The following is a 19,992-nucleotide window of genomic DNA, read 5'->3' as shown; positions in this document are numbered from 1 at the left end:
TGCAACCTAAAGTTGCATAGCGCTCACCATACCTCCGGGTGGCCAGATATGCAACATGTGGTTGCACAATGAGGATGTGATGCGCACGCGGCCCCCATCACCCCGTCAGGCCGAGTGCGGCCACGCCGGCACAGGCCGCCGCCCACAGCACAGAGCAGAACGTACCGATGATGAATCTCTCCGCCGCCCCATTGGGCCGCTTCAGCTCGGAGTAGCGCGCGAGTCCCTTGACCGCGAGCACCACAGCCAACCCCTCCGGCCAGGATGCGAGCAGAGTGGAGACCACCGCGAGGCGCTCGAGCAAGCCGATCCATGCACCTCCTCGCAGGACAGGACGGTCATCCTCGGCAAGGTCCTGAAGCGGCCTGCTGCGCGGCGCGACGGCACCCCAGGAGGCGTCACCTGAGGATTCCGCCCCTAGGTCCGGGCGGCGGCGTGCATCGTGACGGGTCGCCGTGTCCAGCACTGCGGTGGAGATGCCGGAGCCACCGAGGCAGGCCGCCGTCGCTGCGGCGATGACCAGTCCGGCACGCCACCACGGGTCCCCGAGGTCCGAGACCTGCAGGGCGCACAGGGCGGCGGCTCCGAGCAGGGCCAGCTGAGCCGCCGCGGCGAGGTTCATCAGACCCACAGGTGGGCGCGCGACCCGCGGGAGGAGTGAGCCGGCGGCGGGGGCCGCCGACAGGAGCAGCAGGATCACGACGACGAGGATCATGCCTCCCCTTCCGGCCGCCCATCACCGACGCGATCCTCCGGGATGTCAGCGGCATCGGTGGCATCGGTGACATCGGTGACATCGGTGACATCGACTCCATCGGTGGCATCCATGTCCTTCATGATGCCAGCAGCCACCGACAGGACCCGGCGAGTCTCTGTCCAGAGCCCTCTCTGCAGGCGCCTGGAGACCGCCTGCTGACTTGTGCCCAGCTCCTCCGCGGCGGCCGACTGCGAGAGCCCCTCGTCCACGAGCTTCCCAGCCTCCTGGCTCGAGTCCGTGCGCCGACGCTCAAGTTCGCAGAGCAGCTGCACCAGCGCCTCGGCCTGCTCCGCCGCCTCGGCGTCGGAGGCTGTGAGCGCCACTCCCCCGGATGCCCGCTTGGCCCGGGTGACGGCGTCGCGAGCCGCTTCGAACGCGGGGCCGCTCCCTGCGCGCGTCTCCTCAGGCAACGGGGTGCGCACCGCCCCGATGCCGATGCCGGTGCTCCACTGCTCGGTGCGCGCCACGGCGAGGGCGATCTCCAACACCGTCTGCGCGTCGTCCAGCACTCCCTGCACCTCGTCCCCGGCGGTGCGCTGGAATCGGCGCACCAGATGCGGTCCGGCCATCGCATCCAGCTCCGCGACGACTCGGTTCACCAGATCGGGCTGCCGCCGCGAGTCCTTCTGGTCGAGCGTCATGATGATCATGTGCACAACCTTAGCAGATTGTATCTACAGGAACACCCTTGAGGGGTTGTGAATTGCGGTACAACCTCCAGGAAGGACGGTCTAAGCTGGGCTGCGATGAAGACCGCCGACGACTCTGACATCACCCCCGGCCCCGTCCGAACCGCACCAGCGCCCGCTCCGCGGCACGCCGCGTGGCTCCTCGCAGCGGACGCGCTGCTGATCACGCTGTTCGCGGCGCTGGGGAACCGCACACATGTGAGCGGCCTGGGCCTGCTCGACATCCTCTCCACCGCCTTCCCGTTCCTCCTCGCCTGGGCGCTCGCCTCGACCCTGGTCCGGACGTGGCGTCGGCCGTCTCGGATCTGGCCCGACGGCGTCGTGGTGCTCGGAGTGACGGTGGCCCTGGGCATGCTGCTGCGCGTCCTGCTGGGGCTGGGCGGTGCACCGGTGTCCTTCGTCCTGGTCACCACCGTGACCCTGGCCGTCTTCCTCCTGGGACGTCGCGCACTGACCAGCCTGATCCGGCGCCCCGGCCGGGCCTGAGCTCCTCGACATCTTGGTCACGGACCCTGTCCGTGCCCCGCACCTGTCCCGCTGGCGTCTCGGTGGCCCGCTCCCCAGAACTTTCTGCTGATTTCCTGGGAGTTCCCTCACAATACGTCCCCACCCCGTTGACTGCGGAGGCCGACGGCGTAGGTTGGTGAGTGCAGGATCCCGCTGACGCGCGCCAGAGAGCTGACAGAAGGGAGACTTCCGGTGACATCGCATCACCCCCATCACGACACCCAGCAGGACCCACGCACCAAGCACCGTGGGGACGAGCTCCCCGCCCAGCAGCAGGAGGACCAGCCGGGACTGACCGGCCCGACGGCGCCCACGCCGGACCACGGCGAGGAGAGCTGGGTCGGCCACGGTCGGCTCACCGGGAAGAAGGCCCTGATCACCGGAGGAGACTCCGGCATCGGCCGGGCGGTGGCGATCGCCTACGCCCGGGAGGGCGCCGACGTCGCCTTCGTCCACCTTCCCGAGGAGGCCGAGGACGCCGCACAGACCCGCCGACTCATCGAGAGCGCGGGTCGGAATGCCTTCTCCTACCCTGCCGACATCACTGATGAGCAGAACGCGGTCGACGTCGTCGTACGTGCCGTGGAGGACCTGGGCGGGCTCGACGTCCTCATCCTCAACGCGGCCTACCAGCGGCAACGTGACGGCATCGACACCGTGCCCACAGAGGAGGTGCGCCGCGTCTTCGACACGAACCTGCTCGCCCATGTGGTGATGACCCGCGAAGCTGTGCCGCATCTGAAGCCAGGGGCCTCGATCATCACGACCACCTCGATCCAGGCGGTCGGCCCGAAGCCCCCGCTCTTCGACTATGCGATGACGAAGGCGGCACAGGTCGCCTTCACGGAAGCCCTGGCGCTGGAGCTCGGCGAGAAGGGCATCCGCGTCAACGCGGTGGCGCCGGGGCCCATCTGGACTCCGCTCATCCCGGCGACCGGGTTCCCCGACGACGCCGTCGAACAGTTCGGACAGGACACTCCCCTGGGTCGGCCCGGACAGCCGGCCGAGCTGGCCGGCGCCTATGTGTACCTGGCCAGTGAGGAAGCATCCTATGTGTCCGGCTCCGTGATCCCGGTGACCGGTGGAAAGGGGTTCTGAGATGGCCCGCGACAGCATCAAGGACGAAGAGCTCTACGAGCGGCTGCGCGCTGAGGGCGAGTCCAAGGAGAAGGCTGCACGCATCGCCAACCAGGCGGCGGACGAGGGCCGCAGCGAAGTCGGTGAGAAGGGCGGGAAGTCATCGAACTATGAGGACCGCACCGTCGATCAGCTGCGGGACCGCGCCCAGGAGCTCGGCATCACCGGCTACTCCGACATGACCAAGGACGAACTGATCTCGGCCCTGCGCGACCACTGACCTGCGCGACCACTGACCTGCGCGACCACTGATCTGCGACCGCTCACCCTCCCGGCGGGAGGACTCGCCTCGGCCGCGGCGCAGGCGAGCTCGGCGGGCACGTGCCCGCACCGGAGCCCGTCGAAGCGGCCAGACCTCAGTCGCCAGGGACTCCGGTGGTCACCGCCGTGCTCAGACTGCCCCTGCGGCTGTCGAGATGCGCCAGCTGGGCGACCACCGGAACGTCGCTCACCAGGCAGAGGCCATAAGGCTCCCCCAGCGGGACGGCCTCGGGGTCGATGAGGTCATTGATCCGCACATGGGTGACCCGGCCGGCGCCCACCCTGATCCGGTAGGGCCCCACCGGCTCGCGTGCGGCGTGGTGGACCGTGACCTCCACACAGGCGTCAGCCGCCTCGGCGTTGAGCAGACACAGCACGTCTCGGCTGGTGAACTCCGGTTCGTGCCCGGTGCTCTCCGGCGGGATCCACCCGGCGGAGAACGCCCACCGACGGTGGCCGGGTCCTGCGGCGGCATCTCCTCCAGGGGGTGAGTGCCTCATCCTGTCTCCTGTCGTCGAGGACGTCCTCCGTGGGTCTCCACGCCGAAGATCTCTCCCAGATGGTCGTTGAGGAAGACGCGTTCCGGGTCCATCCGGTCTCGCACCTCCAGGAAGTCCTCCCATTCTGGATAGAGCTCTCGCAGCTCCGGGGCTCGGAGCGAATGCTTCTTCCCCCAGTGGGGCCGTCCTCCGAAGGCTCGCAGGAGCGGCTCCATGTCCGCGAAATACGCCTGGTGGTCCAACGTGGCGTTCTGCAGCAGAGCGATGGTCATCGTGGGGCGTCGCTGCGCGTTGCTGATCATCGCCCGGTCCGGTGCGACCGTCCGGACCAGGATCCGCCAGCCCACGCGTGCCCGATGACGGGCCTTCACGCGCTCCCGAACGCGCCGGAACGCCTCCAACGAGGCGTCCAGCGGGAGCATGTACTCCATCTCCTCGAACCGCAGATCGCGGGCATTCGGGATGATATCGTAGGACGGCCCCGTCTCCTCGGTCTTCACAGTCCCGGGCGGGACAGCCCCCGGCTGGTCGGGGTCCGGCTCATGGCCCGGGATGTTCAGCATGCGCACCTGGGCCAGATCGCTGCGCGGATACCAGTAGAAGTCGACGCTGCGGTGCGCCGCGATGAGCGCGTCGAAGTTCTCCAGCACCCAGTCCACGTGCGTCATCACATTGACTCGGTGCAACTGATAGGCAGGTTCGACGCGCAGGGTCAGGCGGGTGAGGACCCCCAAGGCGCCGAGGGAGACCTGAGCGGCTCGCAGCAGGGGGTCGTCGGTGTCGCCGCCGGCATCCTCGCCGAAGGCGACGGCCTCTCCCCGACCGTCGATGAGCTCTCCGCCCACCACCGTCGAGGACAGGTTGCCCAGCCGCACGCCGGAACCGTGCGTCCCCGTCCCGACGGCACCCGCGATGGCCTGGTAGTCCACATCACCGAGGTTCTCCAACGCGACTCCGTGTACGGCCAGCTGCGCCCCAAGCTCGGCAAGCCCCGTGCCCGGCAGCACCGTGGCCCGGCCCGAGTCGACGTCGGCGCCGCAGACCCCGGAGAAGTCGTCCAGGCTGACGAGCACGTCCTCGGTGCTCATCAGCGGCATGGAGGAATGTCCGGATCCCACAGGACGCACAGTGCCCCCGCGGGCCGCCGTCTCGGCGACGGTCTCCGCCAACTCGTCCACGCCGACGGGGCGCAGCCACCGGGCGGGGCTGCATGACACGCTGCCGGACCAATTGGTGAATCTGGGCTCAGTCATGGATCTCCTGACGGCTGGGCAGACGGCACGGGGCACCGCCGCCACCGTAGCCACCAGCGGTCGACCAGGTCAGCCTCCCGCGGCCCGGTGATTCCAGTGCGCACCTCCCACCCGATACGCTGATGCGGATGCACAGCCTCCAGGACGCCCTCATCGTCGGAGTGGACTTCGGCACCTCCGGAGTGAAACTCGTGGTGGTCGATCAGCAGGGTCGGCATCGGTCCTCCCACCGCGAGGACTACCCGACTGCGCACCCTCCGTCCGCGTCTGGGGACGTGATGACGGAGCAGGATCCCGAGCACTGGTGGGACGCCTTCCGCGCGGTGATCGCCGCCGCCGTGACGCGCCCCGGCCTGGCCGAGCGCGTCGTCGCCATCGGCCTCACCGGCCAGATGCAGGACGTGGTCCTCCTCGATGCGGCAGGCCTGCCCGTGGCCCCGGCGATCCTCTACTCGGACGTCCGCGCCCACGAGGAGTTCGACGAGCTGGCGGGGGACCTTCCCGACTGGGCGGCACGCAGCGGCAGCCTCCAGGACGCCAGCGGACTGATGCCGAAGCTGCTCTGGCTGGACCGTCACCGACCCCATGTCCTCGAGGACGCCGCCGACGTCGTCTTCGGGCCGGCCGCAGCCATCGCCCGCCGCCTCGGCGCGCCGGCGCTGACCGACCCCACCACCGCTTCCACCACAGGGCTGCTCGAGCTGAAGTCCCGCCGCTGGTGGACCGGCGGACTCCGGGCGCTGCAGAGCCGCAGCCGGTCAGCGCGCCTGGCCGCAGGCCTCCCGGACCTCCTCCCCTCTCTCGTCGGGCCAGGCAGCGTGGCCTGCCGCCTCCGTTCCGAGGACGCGGCCGAGCTCGGACTGGCCGCGGACACACCGGTGGTGTTGGGTCTGGGCGACGCCGGCGCCTCGACCGACGGGGTGAGCGGGGACTCCCCCGGCCGGGGTTACGTCTCCCTGGGCGGCTCCGGGTGGATCGCCGCCGTCACCGGTGATCACGACGTGGGACGCCCGGCGGACACGGCTTCGCCCATACATCGCCTGGCCCTCTCCGGTGACGCGGACCTGAGGATCGCGGCGGTGCAGTCTGCCGGGACCGTGGCCGAATGGGCGCGCCGAGAGCTCCTGGCGGGAGCCACCCCGCAGGAGGCCGACGAGGCTGCGGCCACCCGACTCGGCGTCTTGGCGCCGCGCCCCCTCTGCCTGCCGTCTCTGACCGGGGAACGCTACCCGGTCAGAGACGCGGCGGCCCGCGGAGCGTTCGTGGGGATCACTCCGGAGACGACCGCGGTCGACCTTTACCTGGCGGTCCTCGGTGGCGTCGCCTATTCCCTGGCCTGCGGCGTCGACGAGCTGAACCTGCGCCAGCCCACGTTGCCGACGGTGGGCGGAGGAGCCACCAGCAGAGTGTGGCGACAGCTGCTGGCGGACGCCGCCGGAATGGACGTCCTGCACGTCCGCGGGGGCGAGGACGCCGCGGCACGCCACGCGGCCCGCGCAGCGGCCGAGACCGTGCTCCATCGGCACCAGATCCGACCGCTGGCGGACCAGTCGCGCCCCGCTCAGGACGCTGGGGAGGACTCACCCACGGCAGGAGCCGCTGCGGCGACATCGTCGGAGGTGCCGACGCGCCCCTCTCCCCTGGTGGCTGAGCATCAGCATCGGCGGCGGATGCACCGAGAGCTCCACGGTGCGCTGGAGAGCACGTTCTCCGCCTGGAGACGCTGAATCCGCCCCACCGACGCCGTCACCAGCGGGGGTGGATGACCTCCCGGAACGTCGTGTCGTAGAGGTCCCGGACGGCATCCAGGAACTCCTGAGACAGCGGCTCGACCTCTCCGGCGGCGGCATTGGCCCGAGCCTGCTCCGTGGAACGGGCACCCGGGATCACAGTGCTCACGCCCTCCTGCTGAGCGCCCCAGGCCAGCGCGGCGGTCGCCGGCTCGAGACCGACGCCGCGGGCCAGCTCCGAGAACGTCGCGGCTGCTTCCACGCCGGCCGCATAGTCCACCCCGGAGAACGTCTCCCCGACGTCGAACGCCTCCCCGCCGCGGTTGAAGCTGCGATGGTCGTTCTCCGCGAAGACCGTCTCGGTGGTGTAGCGGCCGCTGAGGAGCCCACTGGCCAGAGGAACCCGAGCGATGATCCCGACGCCGGCGGACTGGGCGGCGGGCAGGACCTCATCCAGGGGCTTGCGCCGGAAGGCGTTGAGAATGATCTGCACTGTCGCCACGTGGGGCCGCGCGATCGCGTCGAGGGCCTGCCGGCAGGTCTCCACGCTGACGCCGTAGGAAGCGATCGCACCGTCTTCGACGAGGCGGTCGAGGGCTTCATAGACCGCATCGGAGGCGATGACGTCGCTGGTGGGACAGTGCAGCTGGACCAGGTCCAGGGTGTCCACTCCGAGGTTGCGGCGGGAACGGTCCGTCCATGCACGGAAGTTGTCGTAGGTGGCGTGCGCGAGGTCGGGCTCAGGCGCCCTGCGGATCATCTTCGTGGCGACGGTTCCGTCCCATGCCGGATTCTGCTGGAGCCAGCGCCCGATGAGGGTCTCGCTGCGCCCGTCCCCGTAGACGTCGGCAGTGTCGAAGAAGGTCACCCCTGACTCGGCGGCCTCATCCAGGACGGCCAGGGCGGCGGAGTCCTCCACATCGCCCCAGTCCGCTCCCAGCTGCCAAGTCCCCAGGCCGATGGCTGAGACCTCCCGACGAGTCCTGCCCAGAATCCTGTGGTCCACGTGTACTCCTGTGCGGTGTCGACGACATGTGGCGGCGCGATCGATCCGGCCGCCGAGGTCAACTCTAGTCCTTCCGCAGGACATAATCCGGTCGTCACACGCCACGGTCCCTGCGAGCAGCCGAGGAGCCGATGCCTGGAGGTCAGTCCCGCGAGCTCTCGGCTGCTCGGCGATCTCGCAGCTCGAGGAAGTGTGGGCTGTACATGAGGCCGAGGATGTTGCCGAACGGGTCGGCCACCTGGGCGGTCTCCCACCCTTCGGTGCCTCGTGGCGTCGGAGGTTCGAGCTCCGTGGCGCCGAGCTCGAGGAGGCGCCCGACCGCGCCGGAGACATCATCCACATGCCAGTACATGACCGCTCCCGCTGGCCGGGCCTCTCCATGACCTCCGGGACGGTACTGACTGCTGATCAGGCCGAGTTCGGCATCCTGGTCGCCGACCCGAAATTCCACGTAGGCCGGGTCCTCCCTCGACGGTCGGACGAAATAGGGCTCGATGCCCAGCACCTCCCGGTACCAGCTCGCGGCGCCTGCGACGTCGTCGACGTAGAAGTTGATGGTGGTGAATCCGTGGAGCATGGTGTTCCTTTCGGTCGTCTGTGGGGCCGCGGCTCTCCGAGGCGTTCAGGGATCGGGCGGCCTCCTCTTCTGGTACTCGACCAGCCCTGCGGGCCGCATGCGGTCCCCAGCGATGAGTCTCTCCGCCAGGGCGACGTTGCGCGCTGACCAACGGCTTCCACGACGACGGGGCGAGTAGCGCTGCAGATAGGTCTTGTCGTCGACGGCGCGCCGGTGACTGTCGATCCATCCGAAGCACAGGGCCGCTTCGGTCGCCTCCTCCGGCTGGATCGAGGGGATGCCGGAGGCCCGCTTGCCGATCAGGATCCACACCTCCGGTGTGGTGTCATGATGGGCCTCGAGCCAGCGCTCCCATTCGCCCGTGGTCTTCGCGGTGATCACATCCATGACGGAACGGCTCCTTCAGCGTGTCAGCGGTCTGGTCGCTCGCGGACTGCTCGGGCGGCTCCAGTTCGTGAACCAGCGAAGAAGATGCTCCGCGGGTCCGTATCGATGGCGCCGCAGCCACCATCGGCTCGCCACGACGGACCCGGCGAACACGATGCAGGCCGTCAGGATCAGCAGCGGCGGCGACACTCGGCCGGCCAGCCCGAGTCCGACTCCGGTGAACAGGAGGACGCCGACCACCGACTGCGCCAGATAGTTCGACAGCGCGATCCGACCGACCGGCGCGAACGCCTCGCGGATCCAGGCCGCCCGGTGCATGAGCTGCACCAGGGTCGACACGTAGGCGGCGGTCAGGAACGGCGCCGTCGCGACGCTCACGGCGACGGCGACTGTGTTGCTGTCGGCGCCCAGGAGGGCGTAGACGATGCCTCCGCCGAGGCCCACCGGGAAACCGACGACCTGGGCCTGCCGCAGCAGACGAGGGCGTTCGCTCAGCGTGGTGAACAGGCCGCGTCGTGCCGCGACCATCCCGAGGAGGAACATCGCCAGGGCAGTGGGTCCCTGGAGTGATGCCGCCTGCACCACCAGCAGATCGAGTCCGCTGAGGTGGTGCGACACAACGTCGGCGGGACCGCCCAGCAGGAGCTGAGTCTGCTCCGCGGCGATGATCAACCGCTGAGCCTCTTCGGGCATGAACGCTGAGCGATCGATGAACAGAGCACTCATGATCAGGGACAGCAGCACGAAGGCGTAGATCGCCCCGGCGGCGCGGAGTGCGACGACGTCTCTCACGCGGTGCATCGCCACCAGGATCAGACCCACCACGGCGTATGTGGTCAGCACATCTCCGCCGTACAGCACCACGATATGCCCGACCCCGAGCAGGAAGAGGCCGAGGATCCTGCGCAGCATCCGCGGGACGAAGGCCTTCCCCGCTCGTCGGGACGCCTCCATCTGGAGGACGAAGCTGTAGCCGAAGAGAAAGGAGAACAGGAGGTAGAACTTCATCGAGAACAGCACCGCGACGAGGAAGCGTGCGATGTGGTCGACCGGCGACGAGAACGACGGGTCGTCCACCAGGTTCCCCGGGTAGGCCGATGCCATGAAAGTGACGTTGACGACGAAGATGCCGAGCAGGGCGAAGCCGCGCAGGGCGTCGACGTCATGCAGCCTCTGGTGTGTGGCGCTGCGCGCCGTCTGGGGAGACTCTGGGGCCATACGGTAACTATGACAGCTAAACTATATCTCGTATACTAAGTGGCCTCAGGTATCCTGGGACGCGCCCGAAGCCATCGGGCGGACCAGCCACCGGATCGGGACCATGAACGACAGCACCGTGCCTGACCTCATGCGCCGCCAGTGGCGGCTCCCTGCGAGCCAGGCGCGTCAGGGACGCAAGCCGAGACTGGATCTCGAGACGGTGATCACGACGGCGGTAGAGCTGGCTGACACGTCAGGCCTGGATGCAGTGACTCTGCCCCGCATCTCCGACCAGCTGGGCGTCACGGCCATGTCGCTGTACCGGCACATCGGCTCCAAAGAGGATCTGCTCCACCTGATGATGGATGCCGCGAGCGAACTGCCCGGCACGTCGGCACCCCCTGGCGGATGGCGCCCCGGCCTGCGCCAATGGGCGCTTGACCTCTGGGACCTGTACGTCCGGCGCCCATGGATCCCTCGGATCCCGGTGCATCGCGCGCCGTCAGGCCCACATCAGATCGCCTGGCTGGAACGTGGTCTCGAACCCCTGGCCGCGACCCGGCTGACGTGGCGCGAGAAGATCCGCGTGATCACTCTGCTCAGCGGTTTCGTGCGGCAGTCCATCCTGCTCATGCAGGACCTCCACGACGGCCGCCCCGCAGGTCAGGCCCAGGCTGAGGCCGAGCACGAGTACGGGTCGGCGCTGACGCAGCTCGTCACAGCGGACCGCTTCCCCCAGGTGGCCGAGATGCTCGCCTCGAGCGTCTTCCCCGAGACGGACGAGCCGACGCAGGTCACCGAGAGGAGAGAGTTCATCCACGGCCTCGACCTGGTGCTCGACGGACTTGAGGTGCGAATCGAGGAGGCGAGCGCCGCCGCGGGGTGAGCCCGCCTGCACCCCTCTGGGAGCGGATCATCTCCAGACGCAGAAATGCCCCGTCATCTGACGAGGCATCTCTGGGTAATTCATCTATCGGTGGAGGTAACGGGACTCGAACCCGTGACCTTCTGCATGCCATGCAGACGCGCTACCAGCTGCGCCATACCCCCGCATGTTTTTCTCTCCGCCGCCGTGGCGACTCCTATACTTTACTCATCCGCCCAGTGCCGATGCAAATCGGGATGACGTGGCGCTCGCCACATCGCCATCGGCTCCTGACCTGGGGCGATCACTCGCCCGCTGCGGCTGGTCCGGCCTCTGGCAGGTGCAGATCCACCCGGTCCACATCCGCGTAGAGACGATCCAGCCCGTACAGGACGCGCTCCTCTTCCTGCTGCACATGGACCACGAGATGCCCATAGTCGAGAAGCACCCACGTGCCGGACCCCCGTCCCTCCCGGCGCAGCGGCGCGGAGTCGTGCTGCTCACGCAGCTGACGCTCGATCTCATCCACGATCGACCCGATCTGACGCTCTGACGGCGCCGAGCAGAGGAGGAAGGCGTCGGTGATGCCCAGCCTCTCCCCCACGTCGAGGCCCACGATGTCTGTGGCAAGCTTGTCCGCAGCCGCGGCGGCGGCTGTGCGCAGTTCGGTCAGGACCGCATCAGAGATGGTCACGTCGAGTCGAAGCTCCTCAGTTGTCGGCAGATCCCCGCCGAAGTGTGGTGTGGTCGTGTCAGAGAACGGTGAACAGGACGACGCCGACGGCGATCAGCAGCAATGCTGCCAGGATGATCACCAGCCAGAGAAGCAGGGCCTGCCGGGAGGCCTGCCGGGTGGTCTGTTCCACCATGTCGTCAAGTTCGAGGCCGTGGGCGCCACTGGCCTCGATCGGGTCGATCTCCCCGGTGGGGACGTCCACGTACTCCTGGTCGTCCGAGGTGGCGTAGGCGCGGAGCGCCTTGCGGGTGATGACCTCAGACTCAGGCCGCTCCCGACGACGACGTCGGCGGTCACGCTCCTCCTCCTCGATCTCCCGACGACGGCGCTCCTGGTTGGCCTGCATGGCCTTGGCAGCGAGTGCCTGCTGCTTCTTCAGCAGCTCAGGATCCACCCGATGCGGGTCCTGGGCCGACTGCGTCGCGATCGCTGCCGTCAGCTGGTCGATCTCCTGCAGCTTGTCATCGGTCAGCGCCTGGAGGCTGCCGGTCTCTCTCAGCAGGCGCCGTGCCTTGCGCGACGCGGGCACGGGTGCCGTCTCCTCCGGCGAATCCTCGGAGGCCTCCCCGCCGTCCGCCTCGTCGTCGTCCGCGTCATCTGCGTCGTCGTCCACGTCGTCGGCATCATCTGCCTCGTCCTCAGGCAGACCCGCGTCGGCCGTCTCACCGCCGGGGTCGCCGGCTCCGAGGCCGACGTCGTCGGCATCCTCGAGATCGTCGCCGTCGAAGTCATCGCCGTCGTCATCCCCGTCGTCGTCGTCGAGATCGTCGTCGTCGAGATCGTCGGCGTCCGATGCCTCAGCCTGGTCGCCGTCCTCGGAAGGGGGGACGGGGACCACCTCAAGAGTTCCGGTCTCCGCGGCATCCACATCCACCAGGCCCTCGCTGTCCACCAGGTCCTCGCTGTCGGCCAGGTCCTGGGCTGCGTCTTCCTCCCGAACCGCCGGCAACGTCACGTCGGTGACCTCTGCCGCAACGTCCTCGACGCCCTGACTGTCGTCAGCCGCGCCGTCCTCACCGGCGGCATCCTCGCTGCCGGCAACCGCTTCGTCATCGTCAGCATCGAGCACCGCGGCGTCTGCCTGGTCGTGGGGACTCACCACGGGCGTGCTCGCCGTCTGGGTCTGTTCGTCGAGCACGACGGCGGCAGAGACCGGCCCAGCCGGGGGCGTCGGCTGAGAATCTTCGTCAGAAGGCGTGTCGACGGAGCCGCCGTCCTGGGTCCCCGAGGGACGCCCGTCGGCCTGCTGGGCGGCCAGCTCAGCCTCACGACGACGGCGCAGCTCCTTCCGGGACACGGGCAGATAGCGGGCGCGGAGATCGCCGCCGTCGCCCTGCTCGGGGTTCTCTGCACTCATGTCGTAGCCTCCTGCGGACTGTGTGTCGTCCGGGGTTGCGGGATTTCGTCCATGCTATGCCGGGAGTCGTCCTCGCCCCTGGCCGCCTCGCCGGACGTGACAGACGACTCGTCTGCACTGGAGAGATCCTGGTACAGCCTGTGCTTCCCGATGTACTGCACCACCCCGTCCGGCACCAGATACCAGACCGGTTTGCCGTCCCGGACACGTTCTCGGCAGTCGGTGGAGGAGATCGCCATCGCCGGGATCTCCATGAGCGAGATGTGATCGGTGCGCCCGAAGTCCTCGGAGACGTAGCCAGGCCGAGTGACGGACACGAAGTGTGCCAGCTCCCACAGCTCGTCGACGTCCTTCCAGGACATGATCTGTGCCATCGCATCCGCCCCGGTGATGAAGAACAGATCCGCCTCGGGATAGTGGTGGCGGAAATCCCGGAGCGTGTCGATCGTGAAGGTCGGTCCTCCGCGATCGATGTCCACCCGCGACACGGTGAACCGGGGGTTGGCCGCCGTGGCGATCACAGTGAGCAGGTACCGGTGCTCCGGTGCGGTGACATCACGTTCCGCCTTCTGCCAAGGCTGGCCGGTCGGGACGAAGATGACCTCGTCGAGCTCGAACTCGCTGGCGACTTCGCTGGCAGCCACCAGGTGACCGTGGTGGATGGGGTCGAAGGTCCCACCCATGAGCCCGAGCCGCATCCTGCGGCGTCCGGGGTCGGAGGTGGCGGCGGACTGTGGAGGCACTGCGTTCAGTGGTCCTCGTGCTCCCGGGCGGCGGGGCTCTTGCTCTTGCTGGAGAATCCGACGGTGATCAGCAGGAGCAGCATCAGCACGATGAACATGATGATGCCGAACCACTCGGCGGGCATGAAGAGGGCGATCTCCTCTTCAGCCTCGGCGGCCAGCATCTCGGCGGCGAACGGCGGGTTGAGCATGCCTCTCCCTCTACGGACGATTCAGAACACCGCAAGTCTACGCGAAGACGGGGCCGACTCGCCTGTCGGCGCACCGGAGCGATCCGATGCGCCGACAGGTCGAACCGACCCCTTGTCAGGCTCGCGTCAGCGGCAGCCTCATGGAGCCTGCGGCGGCGCGGACGGTGGAGTCCCCGGAGGCGACTGCGGCGGCGTCCTCGGGGGCGACTGCGGGGGCGTCGCAGGGCGTCCGGTCGACCCTGTTCCGCCCGTCGACCCTGTTGTTCCGCCGCCGGCCTGGGCTGCGCCGCCCGTCCGTCGGGTGGCGTCGGCACTCGCGGCTGCCGGCGTCGACGTGCTCGCCCTGTTGTCCTCGAGCCTCTTCAGGGTGCGGGCCGCCGTGTCCCGGCCTCCCAGGCCGAAGGCCAGGGCCGCGGCCAGAGCCCCTCCGACGACGACGGCGCCGAAGGCCAGATTGATGATCGAGTCCGCGATGCCCATGTACTGCAGACCCATGGCCACGAACAGCGCGAGCGTGCCGTAGCGGATGATCGTGCTCGCGGTCCCGCCTCCCACGGTGCGGGCCAGGAGGTTGGCGATGAAGAAGCCGACTCCGATGATGATCGCGCCGAAGAGGACCCGGCCGCCGAGCGCCAGGACTTCGTTGAGGATCAGCGTGATCTCCGGGAAGTTCAGAGCCCTGGCCGCCATGATGGCGAAGAAGAGAACGATCGCGACCTGCCCGATCTTCGCGAGGATCGACGAGACACTGGACTGCTGCGGCTCGACGCCCAAGGTGGCGGCGAACCGGTCGGTGCCGATGCTGCCCAAGGTCGACTCGAGCAGGCCTCCGATGAACTTCGCGATCAGGACGCCGACGCCGAGGATCAGCGCTGCGGCGATGATCGCCGGGATGGCGTTGAGGATCATGTCGAGCATCGCGGTGGCAGGCTCCGAGATCGCCGAGATGCCCAGTACCTGCAGAGCGGCGATGCCGACCACGATGACGATGATCGCGAACACGATGTTGGCGATCGTCGAGGTGATCCTGCGATTGACGTCGACGGCCTCGGCTGAGGCGCCACCCGGCGCCTGGCCAGGCGGTGGACCGCTCTGCCCCGCGGGTGCCGCCGTACCCGGAGCCCCTGCCGCCTCACTGGTGCGGTCAGCGGCAGACCTGGCCCGGTTCGCCAGCCCGTAGAAATTCACCCTGCCGACCGTCGCCTCGATGAGCTGCTTGACGAGGCGGGCGATCACCACACCGATGAAGAAGATCACACCGGCGGCGATGATGTTGGGCAGGAAGCCCAGAGAGACCTGCAGCAGCTCCTGCACCGGGGTGAGGACCTGTTCCAGGGCGAACACCTGCAGGACCGCCACCAGACCGAACAGCCAGATCAGCAATGAGGCGATCTGGCCGAGCCCCTCGCCCAAGGACTGGCCGCCATCACCTCCACGCTGCAGGAGAGGAACGCTTCTGACCAGTTTCGCCACAGCCCATCGGACTACCTTGGCCACGATCCATGTGACCAGAAGGATGACCAGAGCTATGACGACCTTCTCGACCAGCCCAAGCCAGTCGTAGTCGCCCAGGTTCATGATGACTCCTTCGTCGTCTGCGGTGGTCAGCCGCTCGCGAAGGAGTGGCCGACATCACATACGCTACCGAAGGCCCTGGCAGGCGTCTACCGTCGGCGCGTCAGTCCCCCGGGCAGGATCCCGGGAGCGCGGAGCTCTCGGCACGGGCCCCACGCACCTGACCTTCACCGCGAACGATCCATTTGGTGGTGGTCAGCTCGCCCATGCCCATGGGGCCGCGGGCATGCATCTTCTGCGTCGAGATCCCCACCTCGGCCCCCAGGCCGAACTCTCCGCCGTCGGTGAACCGGGTCGACGCGTTGACCACGACCGCCGCCGCGTCGATCTCCGCCACGAACCGGTCCGCATGGGCCACCGAATCCGTGATGATCGCCTCGGTATGTCCGGTGCTCCACCGGCCGATGTGTTCGATCGCCTCCTCCAGGGAGTCGACGACGCCCACGGCCATCTGCAGATCCAGGTACTCAGTGGCGAAGTCCTCGTCCGTCAGCTCCAGGACCTGTCCTTCGACGCCGCTGCGCGCCGGATCTTCCGGCTCCTGGACCGGCAGCCACTCCTGGGCTCGGGGGTCCAGATGCAGATCCACGCCGGCACGGAGCAGACCGCGCAGCACCTCACGGCCGGCGGCCTCCGCGTCCCGATGCAGCAGCAGGGTCTCCGCGGCATTGCACACGCTGGGCCGATGCGCCTTGGCGTTGACCACGATGTCTCGAGCCATCGACGGGTCGGCGCTGGCATCGACGAACACGTGGACGTTGCCCTCACCGGTCTCGATGACCGGCACACGGGAGGTGCGCACCACATGCTGGATCAGTTCCCGGCCTCCGCGCGGAATCAGCACGTCCACCGAGCCGACCTGCGTCATCAGCTCGGTCGCACCGTCTCGTCCGTGCGCATCGATGCTCAGCACAGCGTCCACCGGCGCCGCCGTGGCCCGCAGGGCGTCCCGGATCACGGCCAGCAGCGTCTCATTGGTGCTCTGCGCCGCCGAGCCGCCGCGCAGGAGCGCCGCGTTGCCGGACTTCAGCGCCAGTGCGGCGATGTCGACCGTCACATTGGGGCGGGCCTCGTAGATGACCCCGATGACGCCCAGCGGAACCGTCACCTGACTCAGCCGCAGGCCGTTGGGCAACGTGCGACCCTGCACGACGCGACCCACAGGGTCGTCGAGGGCGATGATCTCCTCCACGGCGGCGGCCAGCTGTTCGATGCGTGCCTCGTCGAGGGCCAGCCGGTCCAGCAGGGCACGGCTCAGCCCCGACTCCCGACCGCGATCCAGGTCCTTCTGGTTCGCCTCGATGAGGGCGGCCCGCGACTCACGCAGCCCCTGGGCCACAGCAGCCAGCGTCCGGTCCTTCCGCTCCCGATCCAGCTGAGCGAGGCGTCTCGACGCCGCACGGGCACGCGCGGACAGCTCCCGGATCGCTCCTGGCAGGTCCTGGTCCTCGGTCCGGGTCGTCTCGCCCTCGAACTCCCGGCCCGCGTCCTGCTCGGTGGTCAGCTTCTCGGTGGTCTGCTGCTCCGTGGTCTGCTGCTCCGTGCTCTGCTTCTCGCTCATGCTCTCCAGCCTAGTCCTCGTCGTCCCGGGGACCACCCCCGGGCGTCACATGCGGTGGTCGGTCCTGCCGTCGCCGTCGGGGATCGTCCTCTCAGCAGTGTCATCCACCCAGCACCGGCACGCGCACCATGTCATCGGTGTGGACCACCGGTCGCTCGTAGTCGGTTCCCATGTCCCGGCCCAGGTCCGCCGTGGAGCGTCCCAGCATGCCGGGCAGCTCCGTGGAGGCATATCCCACCAGTCCGCGGGCACGCACCACGCCTCGCGGGTCGGCGATCTCCACCGGGTCTGAGGCTTCGAACTCGCCGCTGACCCGCAGGATCCCCGCCGGCAGCAGTGAGCGTCGCCCGTCCACGACGGCGGCGACAGCACCGTCGTCGATGGTCAGGCGTCCCTTGACGTGGGCCAGATGCGCCAGCCAGGCCGAACGCGCACCGCGGCGGCGGCCCTGGGCCACGAAATAGGTGCCCACATCCTCGCCGGCGAAGAGCCGCGGAGCCTGCGCCGCAGAGGTCAGCATCGCCGGGATGCCGTTGCCGGCTGTGATCTGCGCAGCCTCGACCTTGGTGACCATGCCTCCGGTGCCGACGCCGGCCTTGCCACGTCGGCCCAGCGTCACCCCCTCCAGATCTTCGGGGCCCCGCACGGTGGGCACAGGGCGTCCGCCCTGCTCCGGAGGCCCGTCGTAGAGGGCATCGACGTCGGAGAGGAGCACGAGGCCGTCGGCGCGGATCAGGTTCGCCGTCAGTGCCGCGAGGCGATCGTTGTCTCCGAAACGGATCTCATGGGTGGCCACCGCGTCGTTCTCATTGACGACCGGCACCGATCCGAGGCTCAGCAGCTTCTCGATCGCCCGCAGGGCATTGGTGTAGTGGGTGCGCCTGATCAGGTCCTCCACCGTCAGCAGCACCTGCGAGACCGTGGTCCGGTACGGGGCGAACGCCCGGTTGTAGTGGGCCAGCAGCAGTCCCTGTCCCACGGCGGCCGCGGCCTGCTGGGTGGCCAGGTCATGGGGCCGACGCTCCAGTCCCAACGGGGCCAGTCCGGCCGCGATCGCTCCGGAGGAGACCAGCACGATCTGCGTCCCTCGGGAACGCAGCAGCTGCAGCGCGTCCACCAGGCGGTTCAGCGCGTCCACGGAGATCCCGCCGTCGAGGGTCGTCAGCGAGGAGGAACCCACCTTGACCACGAGCCGTCGGGCGCGGGTGATCTCGGAACGCTCGGTGATGACCGACTGGGTCAGGCGAGGAGTGCTCATCGACGGCCCTCCCCCGTCTCCTCCGCCTCCTCCGCCTCCTCGGCAGAGCGTCCACCGTGCTCGATGCGCAGGTCCTCCTCAGGATCGCCGTGGGTGTAGACGACCTCCACCTCGCCCTCGTCCCCACCGGCGCCTTCGTCCTCCTCAGCATCCCAGTGGGCGTACTGGGCCTCCATCTCGGCCCGCACCGCGGCCTTGGCGTCACGGCGGGCCTGCTGCTCGGCACGCTTCTGCTCCCGGGTGGGACGGTTCGTATCCTCGAAGCGGAGATCACTCCCCCGGGGTCCAGCCAGATGCTCGGCTCCACCGACCATCGTCGGCTCCCAGTCGAAGACCACGCCGTCCTCTCCCCCGACGACCACGGCGTCTCCGGGAGTCGCTCCCTGGCGGAAGAGCTCGTCCTCGATGCCGAGCTTCGCCAGGCGGTCTGCCAGATAGCCCACCGCCTCGTCATTGTTGAAGTCGGTCTGCTGGATCCAGCGCTCGGGCTTGGCCCCACGCACCCGGAAGAGCGGCTCTCCGCCCTTCTCCTCGCGGGTGATGGTGAACGGCTTCGAGTCCACCGCCTTCGGTCGGACCGTGACCTGCACGGGAGCGGAGGGCGCCTCCCGCTGGCGGCGGGCCTCCTCCACGATCTCGGCCATGGCGAAGCCCATCGCCCGCAGCCCGGACCGGTTCAGCGCGGAGACGTCGAAGACCCGGAGACCGCGGGATTCCAGCTCCTCGCGGACCATGTCCGCCATCGCCTCCCCATCCGGCAGGTCGGTCTTGTTCAGCGCCACCAGACGCGGACGCTCATTCAGCGGGATCGCGGCCTCGCCCGTGTGCCCGGAGGCATCGACGACGGCGTCGGGCGCGTAGGCCGCGAGCTCCGCCTCGATCGCCTCGAAGTCGCTCAGCGGGTCACGGTCGGTCTCCAGGGAGGCGCAGTCCAACACGTGCACCAGTGCCGCGCAGCGCTCGACGTGCCGTAGGAACTCGTGTCCCAGACCCCGGCCCTGCGCCGCGCCGGGGATGAGGCCGGGCACGTCGGCGACGGTGAACCTCGTCTCACCCGCCTGCACCACACCGAGGTTCGGCACCAGGGTCGTGAAGGGGTAGTCCGCGATCTTCGGGCGGGCCGCGCTCATCGCAGCGATCAGACTCGACTTGCCCGCCGAGGGGAACCCGACCAGGGCGACATCGGCGACGGTCTTCAGCTCGAGGACGACCTCGCGCTCCTCGCCGGGGGTTCCGAGCAGCGCGAAGCCGGGGGCCTTGCGCTTCTTGGAGGCCAGCGCGGCGTTCCCGAGGCCCCCCTGTCCGCCGTCGGCGATCGTGTGCCGAGCCCCGGCGCCGACGAGGTCCGCCAGCACGGTGCCGTCGCGATCCTTCACCACTGTGCCGTCGGGCACCGGCAGCTCCAGAGTCGCTCCGCGCCGCCCGTGACGCAGGCCACCCTGGCCGACGCCGCCGTTCTCCGCCCGACGATGCGGCCGGTGGTGGTAGTCCAGGAGCGTCGTGGTCTGCGGGTCGACGACGAGCACGACGTCGCCGCCGTCGCCGCCGTCGGCCCCGTCCGGGCCGCCCAACGGCTTGAACTTCTCCCGGTGGACGGACACGCAGCCGTGCCCGCCGTCACCGCCTGCGGCGTGCAGCACGACGCGATCGACGAAGTGTGCCATGGTGATGCTCCTTCTCAGGGGCCGATGGGCCGGTCTCA

The 19,992-nt window shown here is 68.9% G+C and carries 21 protein-coding genes and 1 tRNA gene; 5 read left to right on the top strand and 17 right to left on the bottom strand.

The features are described 5' to 3' along the window. Positions 1–97 precede the first annotated feature (97 nt). Both ABD658_RS01640 and ABD658_RS01635 read right to left on the bottom strand, forming a co-directional pair. Positions 98–715 carry a hypothetical protein gene (locus ABD658_RS01640; RefSeq protein ID WP_344682851.1) on the bottom strand — a complete coding sequence of 206 codons (618 nt, stop codon included), beginning with the start codon at positions 713–715 and terminating at the stop codon, positions 98–100. Continuing rightward, positions 712–1,407 (bottom strand): SatD family protein, encoded by a 696-nt coding sequence (locus ABD658_RS01635; RefSeq protein ID WP_344682849.1) that lies wholly within the window; start codon positions 1,405–1,407, stop codon positions 712–714. The genes ABD658_RS01640 and ABD658_RS01635 overlap by 4 nt, the downstream gene beginning before the upstream one ends. Positions 1,408–1,503: 96 nt before the next feature. Between ABD658_RS01635 and ABD658_RS01630 the strand changes: the two genes are divergently transcribed. The 3 genes from ABD658_RS01630 to ABD658_RS01620 all read left to right on the top strand — a co-directional run bounded on the left by ABD658_RS01630 (position 1,504) and on the right by ABD658_RS01620 (position 3,310). Then, on the top strand, positions 1,504–1,932 hold the full coding sequence (locus ABD658_RS01630; RefSeq protein ID WP_083277684.1) for a DUF3054 domain-containing protein: 429 nt from the start codon (positions 1,504–1,506) through the stop codon (positions 1,930–1,932). 213 nt (positions 1,933–2,145) lie between these two features. Further along, positions 2,146–3,051, top strand: coding sequence for an SDR family oxidoreductase (locus ABD658_RS01625; RefSeq protein ID WP_139827535.1), 906 nt, complete (start codon positions 2,146–2,148; stop codon positions 3,049–3,051). Between the two features lies 1 nt (position 3,052). After that, a complete protein-coding gene (locus ABD658_RS01620) occupies positions 3,053–3,310 on the top strand; it encodes a DUF7218 family protein (RefSeq protein ID WP_344682845.1) in 258 nt (85 codons plus the stop codon). Positions 3,311–3,446: 136 nt separating this feature from the next. Here the strand turns inward: ABD658_RS01620 and ABD658_RS01615 are convergent, their stop codons facing one another. Both ABD658_RS01615 and ABD658_RS01610 read right to left on the bottom strand, forming a co-directional pair. Continuing rightward, complete coding sequence (locus tag ABD658_RS01615) at positions 3,447–3,851, bottom strand: sensory rhodopsin transducer (RefSeq protein ID WP_344682843.1); 405 nt, start codon at positions 3,849–3,851, stop codon at positions 3,447–3,449. Further along, entirely contained in the window at positions 3,848–5,104 is a 1,257-nt protein-coding gene (locus tag ABD658_RS01610) for a D-arabinono-1,4-lactone oxidase (protein WP_344682841.1), read from the bottom strand. Before ABD658_RS01610 ends, ABD658_RS01615 begins: the two co-directional genes overlap by 4 nt. Positions 5,105–5,232: 128 nt before the next feature. Here ABD658_RS01610 and ABD658_RS01605 point away from each other — a divergent pair, with 128 nt between their 5' ends. Next, positions 5,233–6,831 (top strand): FGGY family carbohydrate kinase, encoded by a 1,599-nt coding sequence (locus tag ABD658_RS01605; RefSeq protein ID WP_344682839.1) that lies wholly within the window; start codon positions 5,233–5,235, stop codon positions 6,829–6,831. Between the two features lie 19 nt (positions 6,832–6,850). Here the strand turns inward: ABD658_RS01605 and ABD658_RS01600 are convergent, their stop codons facing one another. The 4 genes from ABD658_RS01600 to ABD658_RS01585 all read right to left on the bottom strand — a co-directional run bounded on the left by ABD658_RS01600 (position 6,851) and on the right by ABD658_RS01585 (position 10,022). Next, positions 6,851–7,840: an aldo/keto reductase gene (locus ABD658_RS01600; protein ID WP_344682837.1), complete on the bottom strand. Its 990-nt coding sequence runs from the start codon at positions 7,838–7,840 to the stop codon at positions 6,851–6,853. A 142-nt stretch (positions 7,841–7,982) separates the two neighbouring features. Then, the gene (locus ABD658_RS01595) at positions 7,983–8,417 is read right to left on the bottom strand and encodes a VOC family protein (protein ID WP_344682834.1); all 435 of its coding nucleotides are present in this window, start codon (positions 8,415–8,417) and stop codon (positions 7,983–7,985) included. Between the two features lie 45 nt (positions 8,418–8,462). Beyond that, positions 8,463–8,804, bottom strand: coding sequence for a YdeI/OmpD-associated family protein (locus ABD658_RS01590; RefSeq protein ID WP_344682832.1), 342 nt, complete (start codon positions 8,802–8,804; stop codon positions 8,463–8,465). Between the two features lie 15 nt (positions 8,805–8,819). Then, a complete protein-coding gene (locus tag ABD658_RS01585; RefSeq protein WP_344682830.1) occupies positions 8,820–10,022 on the bottom strand; it encodes a DUF418 domain-containing protein in 1,203 nt (400 codons plus the stop codon). Between the two features lie 103 nt (positions 10,023–10,125). Here ABD658_RS01585 and ABD658_RS01580 point away from each other — a divergent pair, with 103 nt between their 5' ends. Further along, on the top strand, positions 10,126–10,890 hold the full coding sequence (locus ABD658_RS01580) for a TetR/AcrR family transcriptional regulator (RefSeq protein ID WP_311024305.1): 765 nt from the start codon (positions 10,126–10,128) through the stop codon (positions 10,888–10,890). A 91-nt stretch (positions 10,891–10,981) separates the two neighbouring features. Here the strand turns inward: ABD658_RS01580 and ABD658_RS01575 are convergent. The 9 genes from ABD658_RS01575 to obgE all read right to left on the bottom strand — a co-directional run bounded on the left by ABD658_RS01575 (position 10,982) and on the right by obgE (position 19,954). Beyond that, positions 10,982–11,054, bottom strand: a tRNA-Ala gene (locus tag ABD658_RS01575). Positions 11,055–11,173: 119 nt separating this feature from the next. Next, entirely contained in the window at positions 11,174–11,563 is a 390-nt protein-coding gene (rsfS, locus tag ABD658_RS01570; RefSeq protein ID WP_344682825.1) for a ribosome silencing factor, read from the bottom strand. 58 nt (positions 11,564–11,621) lie between these two features. After that, positions 11,622–12,962 (bottom strand): hypothetical protein, encoded by a 1,341-nt coding sequence (locus ABD658_RS01565; RefSeq protein ID WP_344682823.1) that lies wholly within the window; start codon positions 12,960–12,962, stop codon positions 11,622–11,624. Beyond that, the gene (gene nadD, locus ABD658_RS01560) at positions 12,959–13,645 is read right to left on the bottom strand and encodes a nicotinate-nucleotide adenylyltransferase (RefSeq protein ID WP_425574455.1); all 687 of its coding nucleotides are present in this window, start codon (positions 13,643–13,645) and stop codon (positions 12,959–12,961) included. Before nadD ends, ABD658_RS01565 begins: the two co-directional genes overlap by 4 nt. A gap of 65 nt (positions 13,646–13,710) precedes the next feature. After that, complete coding sequence (locus ABD658_RS01555) at positions 13,711–13,896, bottom strand: hypothetical protein (protein WP_344682819.1); 186 nt, start codon at positions 13,894–13,896, stop codon at positions 13,711–13,713. A 138-nt stretch (positions 13,897–14,034) separates the two neighbouring features. After that, a complete protein-coding gene (locus tag ABD658_RS01550; RefSeq protein ID WP_344682817.1) occupies positions 14,035–15,474 on the bottom strand; it encodes a mechanosensitive ion channel in 1,440 nt (479 codons plus the stop codon). 100 nt (positions 15,475–15,574) lie between these two features. After that, complete coding sequence (locus ABD658_RS01545) at positions 15,575–17,032, bottom strand: glutamate-5-semialdehyde dehydrogenase (RefSeq protein WP_344682815.1); 1,458 nt, start codon at positions 17,030–17,032, stop codon at positions 15,575–15,577. Positions 17,033–17,132: 100 nt separating this feature from the next. Further along, positions 17,133–18,290, bottom strand: coding sequence for a glutamate 5-kinase (gene proB, locus ABD658_RS01540; protein ID WP_344682813.1), 1,158 nt, complete (start codon positions 18,288–18,290; stop codon positions 17,133–17,135). Further along, positions 18,287–19,954, bottom strand: coding sequence for a GTPase ObgE (gene obgE, locus ABD658_RS01535; RefSeq protein ID WP_344743678.1), 1,668 nt, complete (start codon positions 19,952–19,954; stop codon positions 18,287–18,289). The genes proB and obgE overlap by 4 nt, the downstream gene beginning before the upstream one ends. Between the last annotated feature and the right edge of the window lie 38 nt (positions 19,955–19,992).

It is taken from the genome of Nesterenkonia aethiopica (assembly GCF_039534665.1).
Classification (GTDB): Bacteria; Actinomycetota; Actinomycetes; order Actinomycetales; family Micrococcaceae; genus Nesterenkonia; species Nesterenkonia aethiopica.
This window is presented reverse-complemented; position numbering and strand designations above follow the sequence as displayed.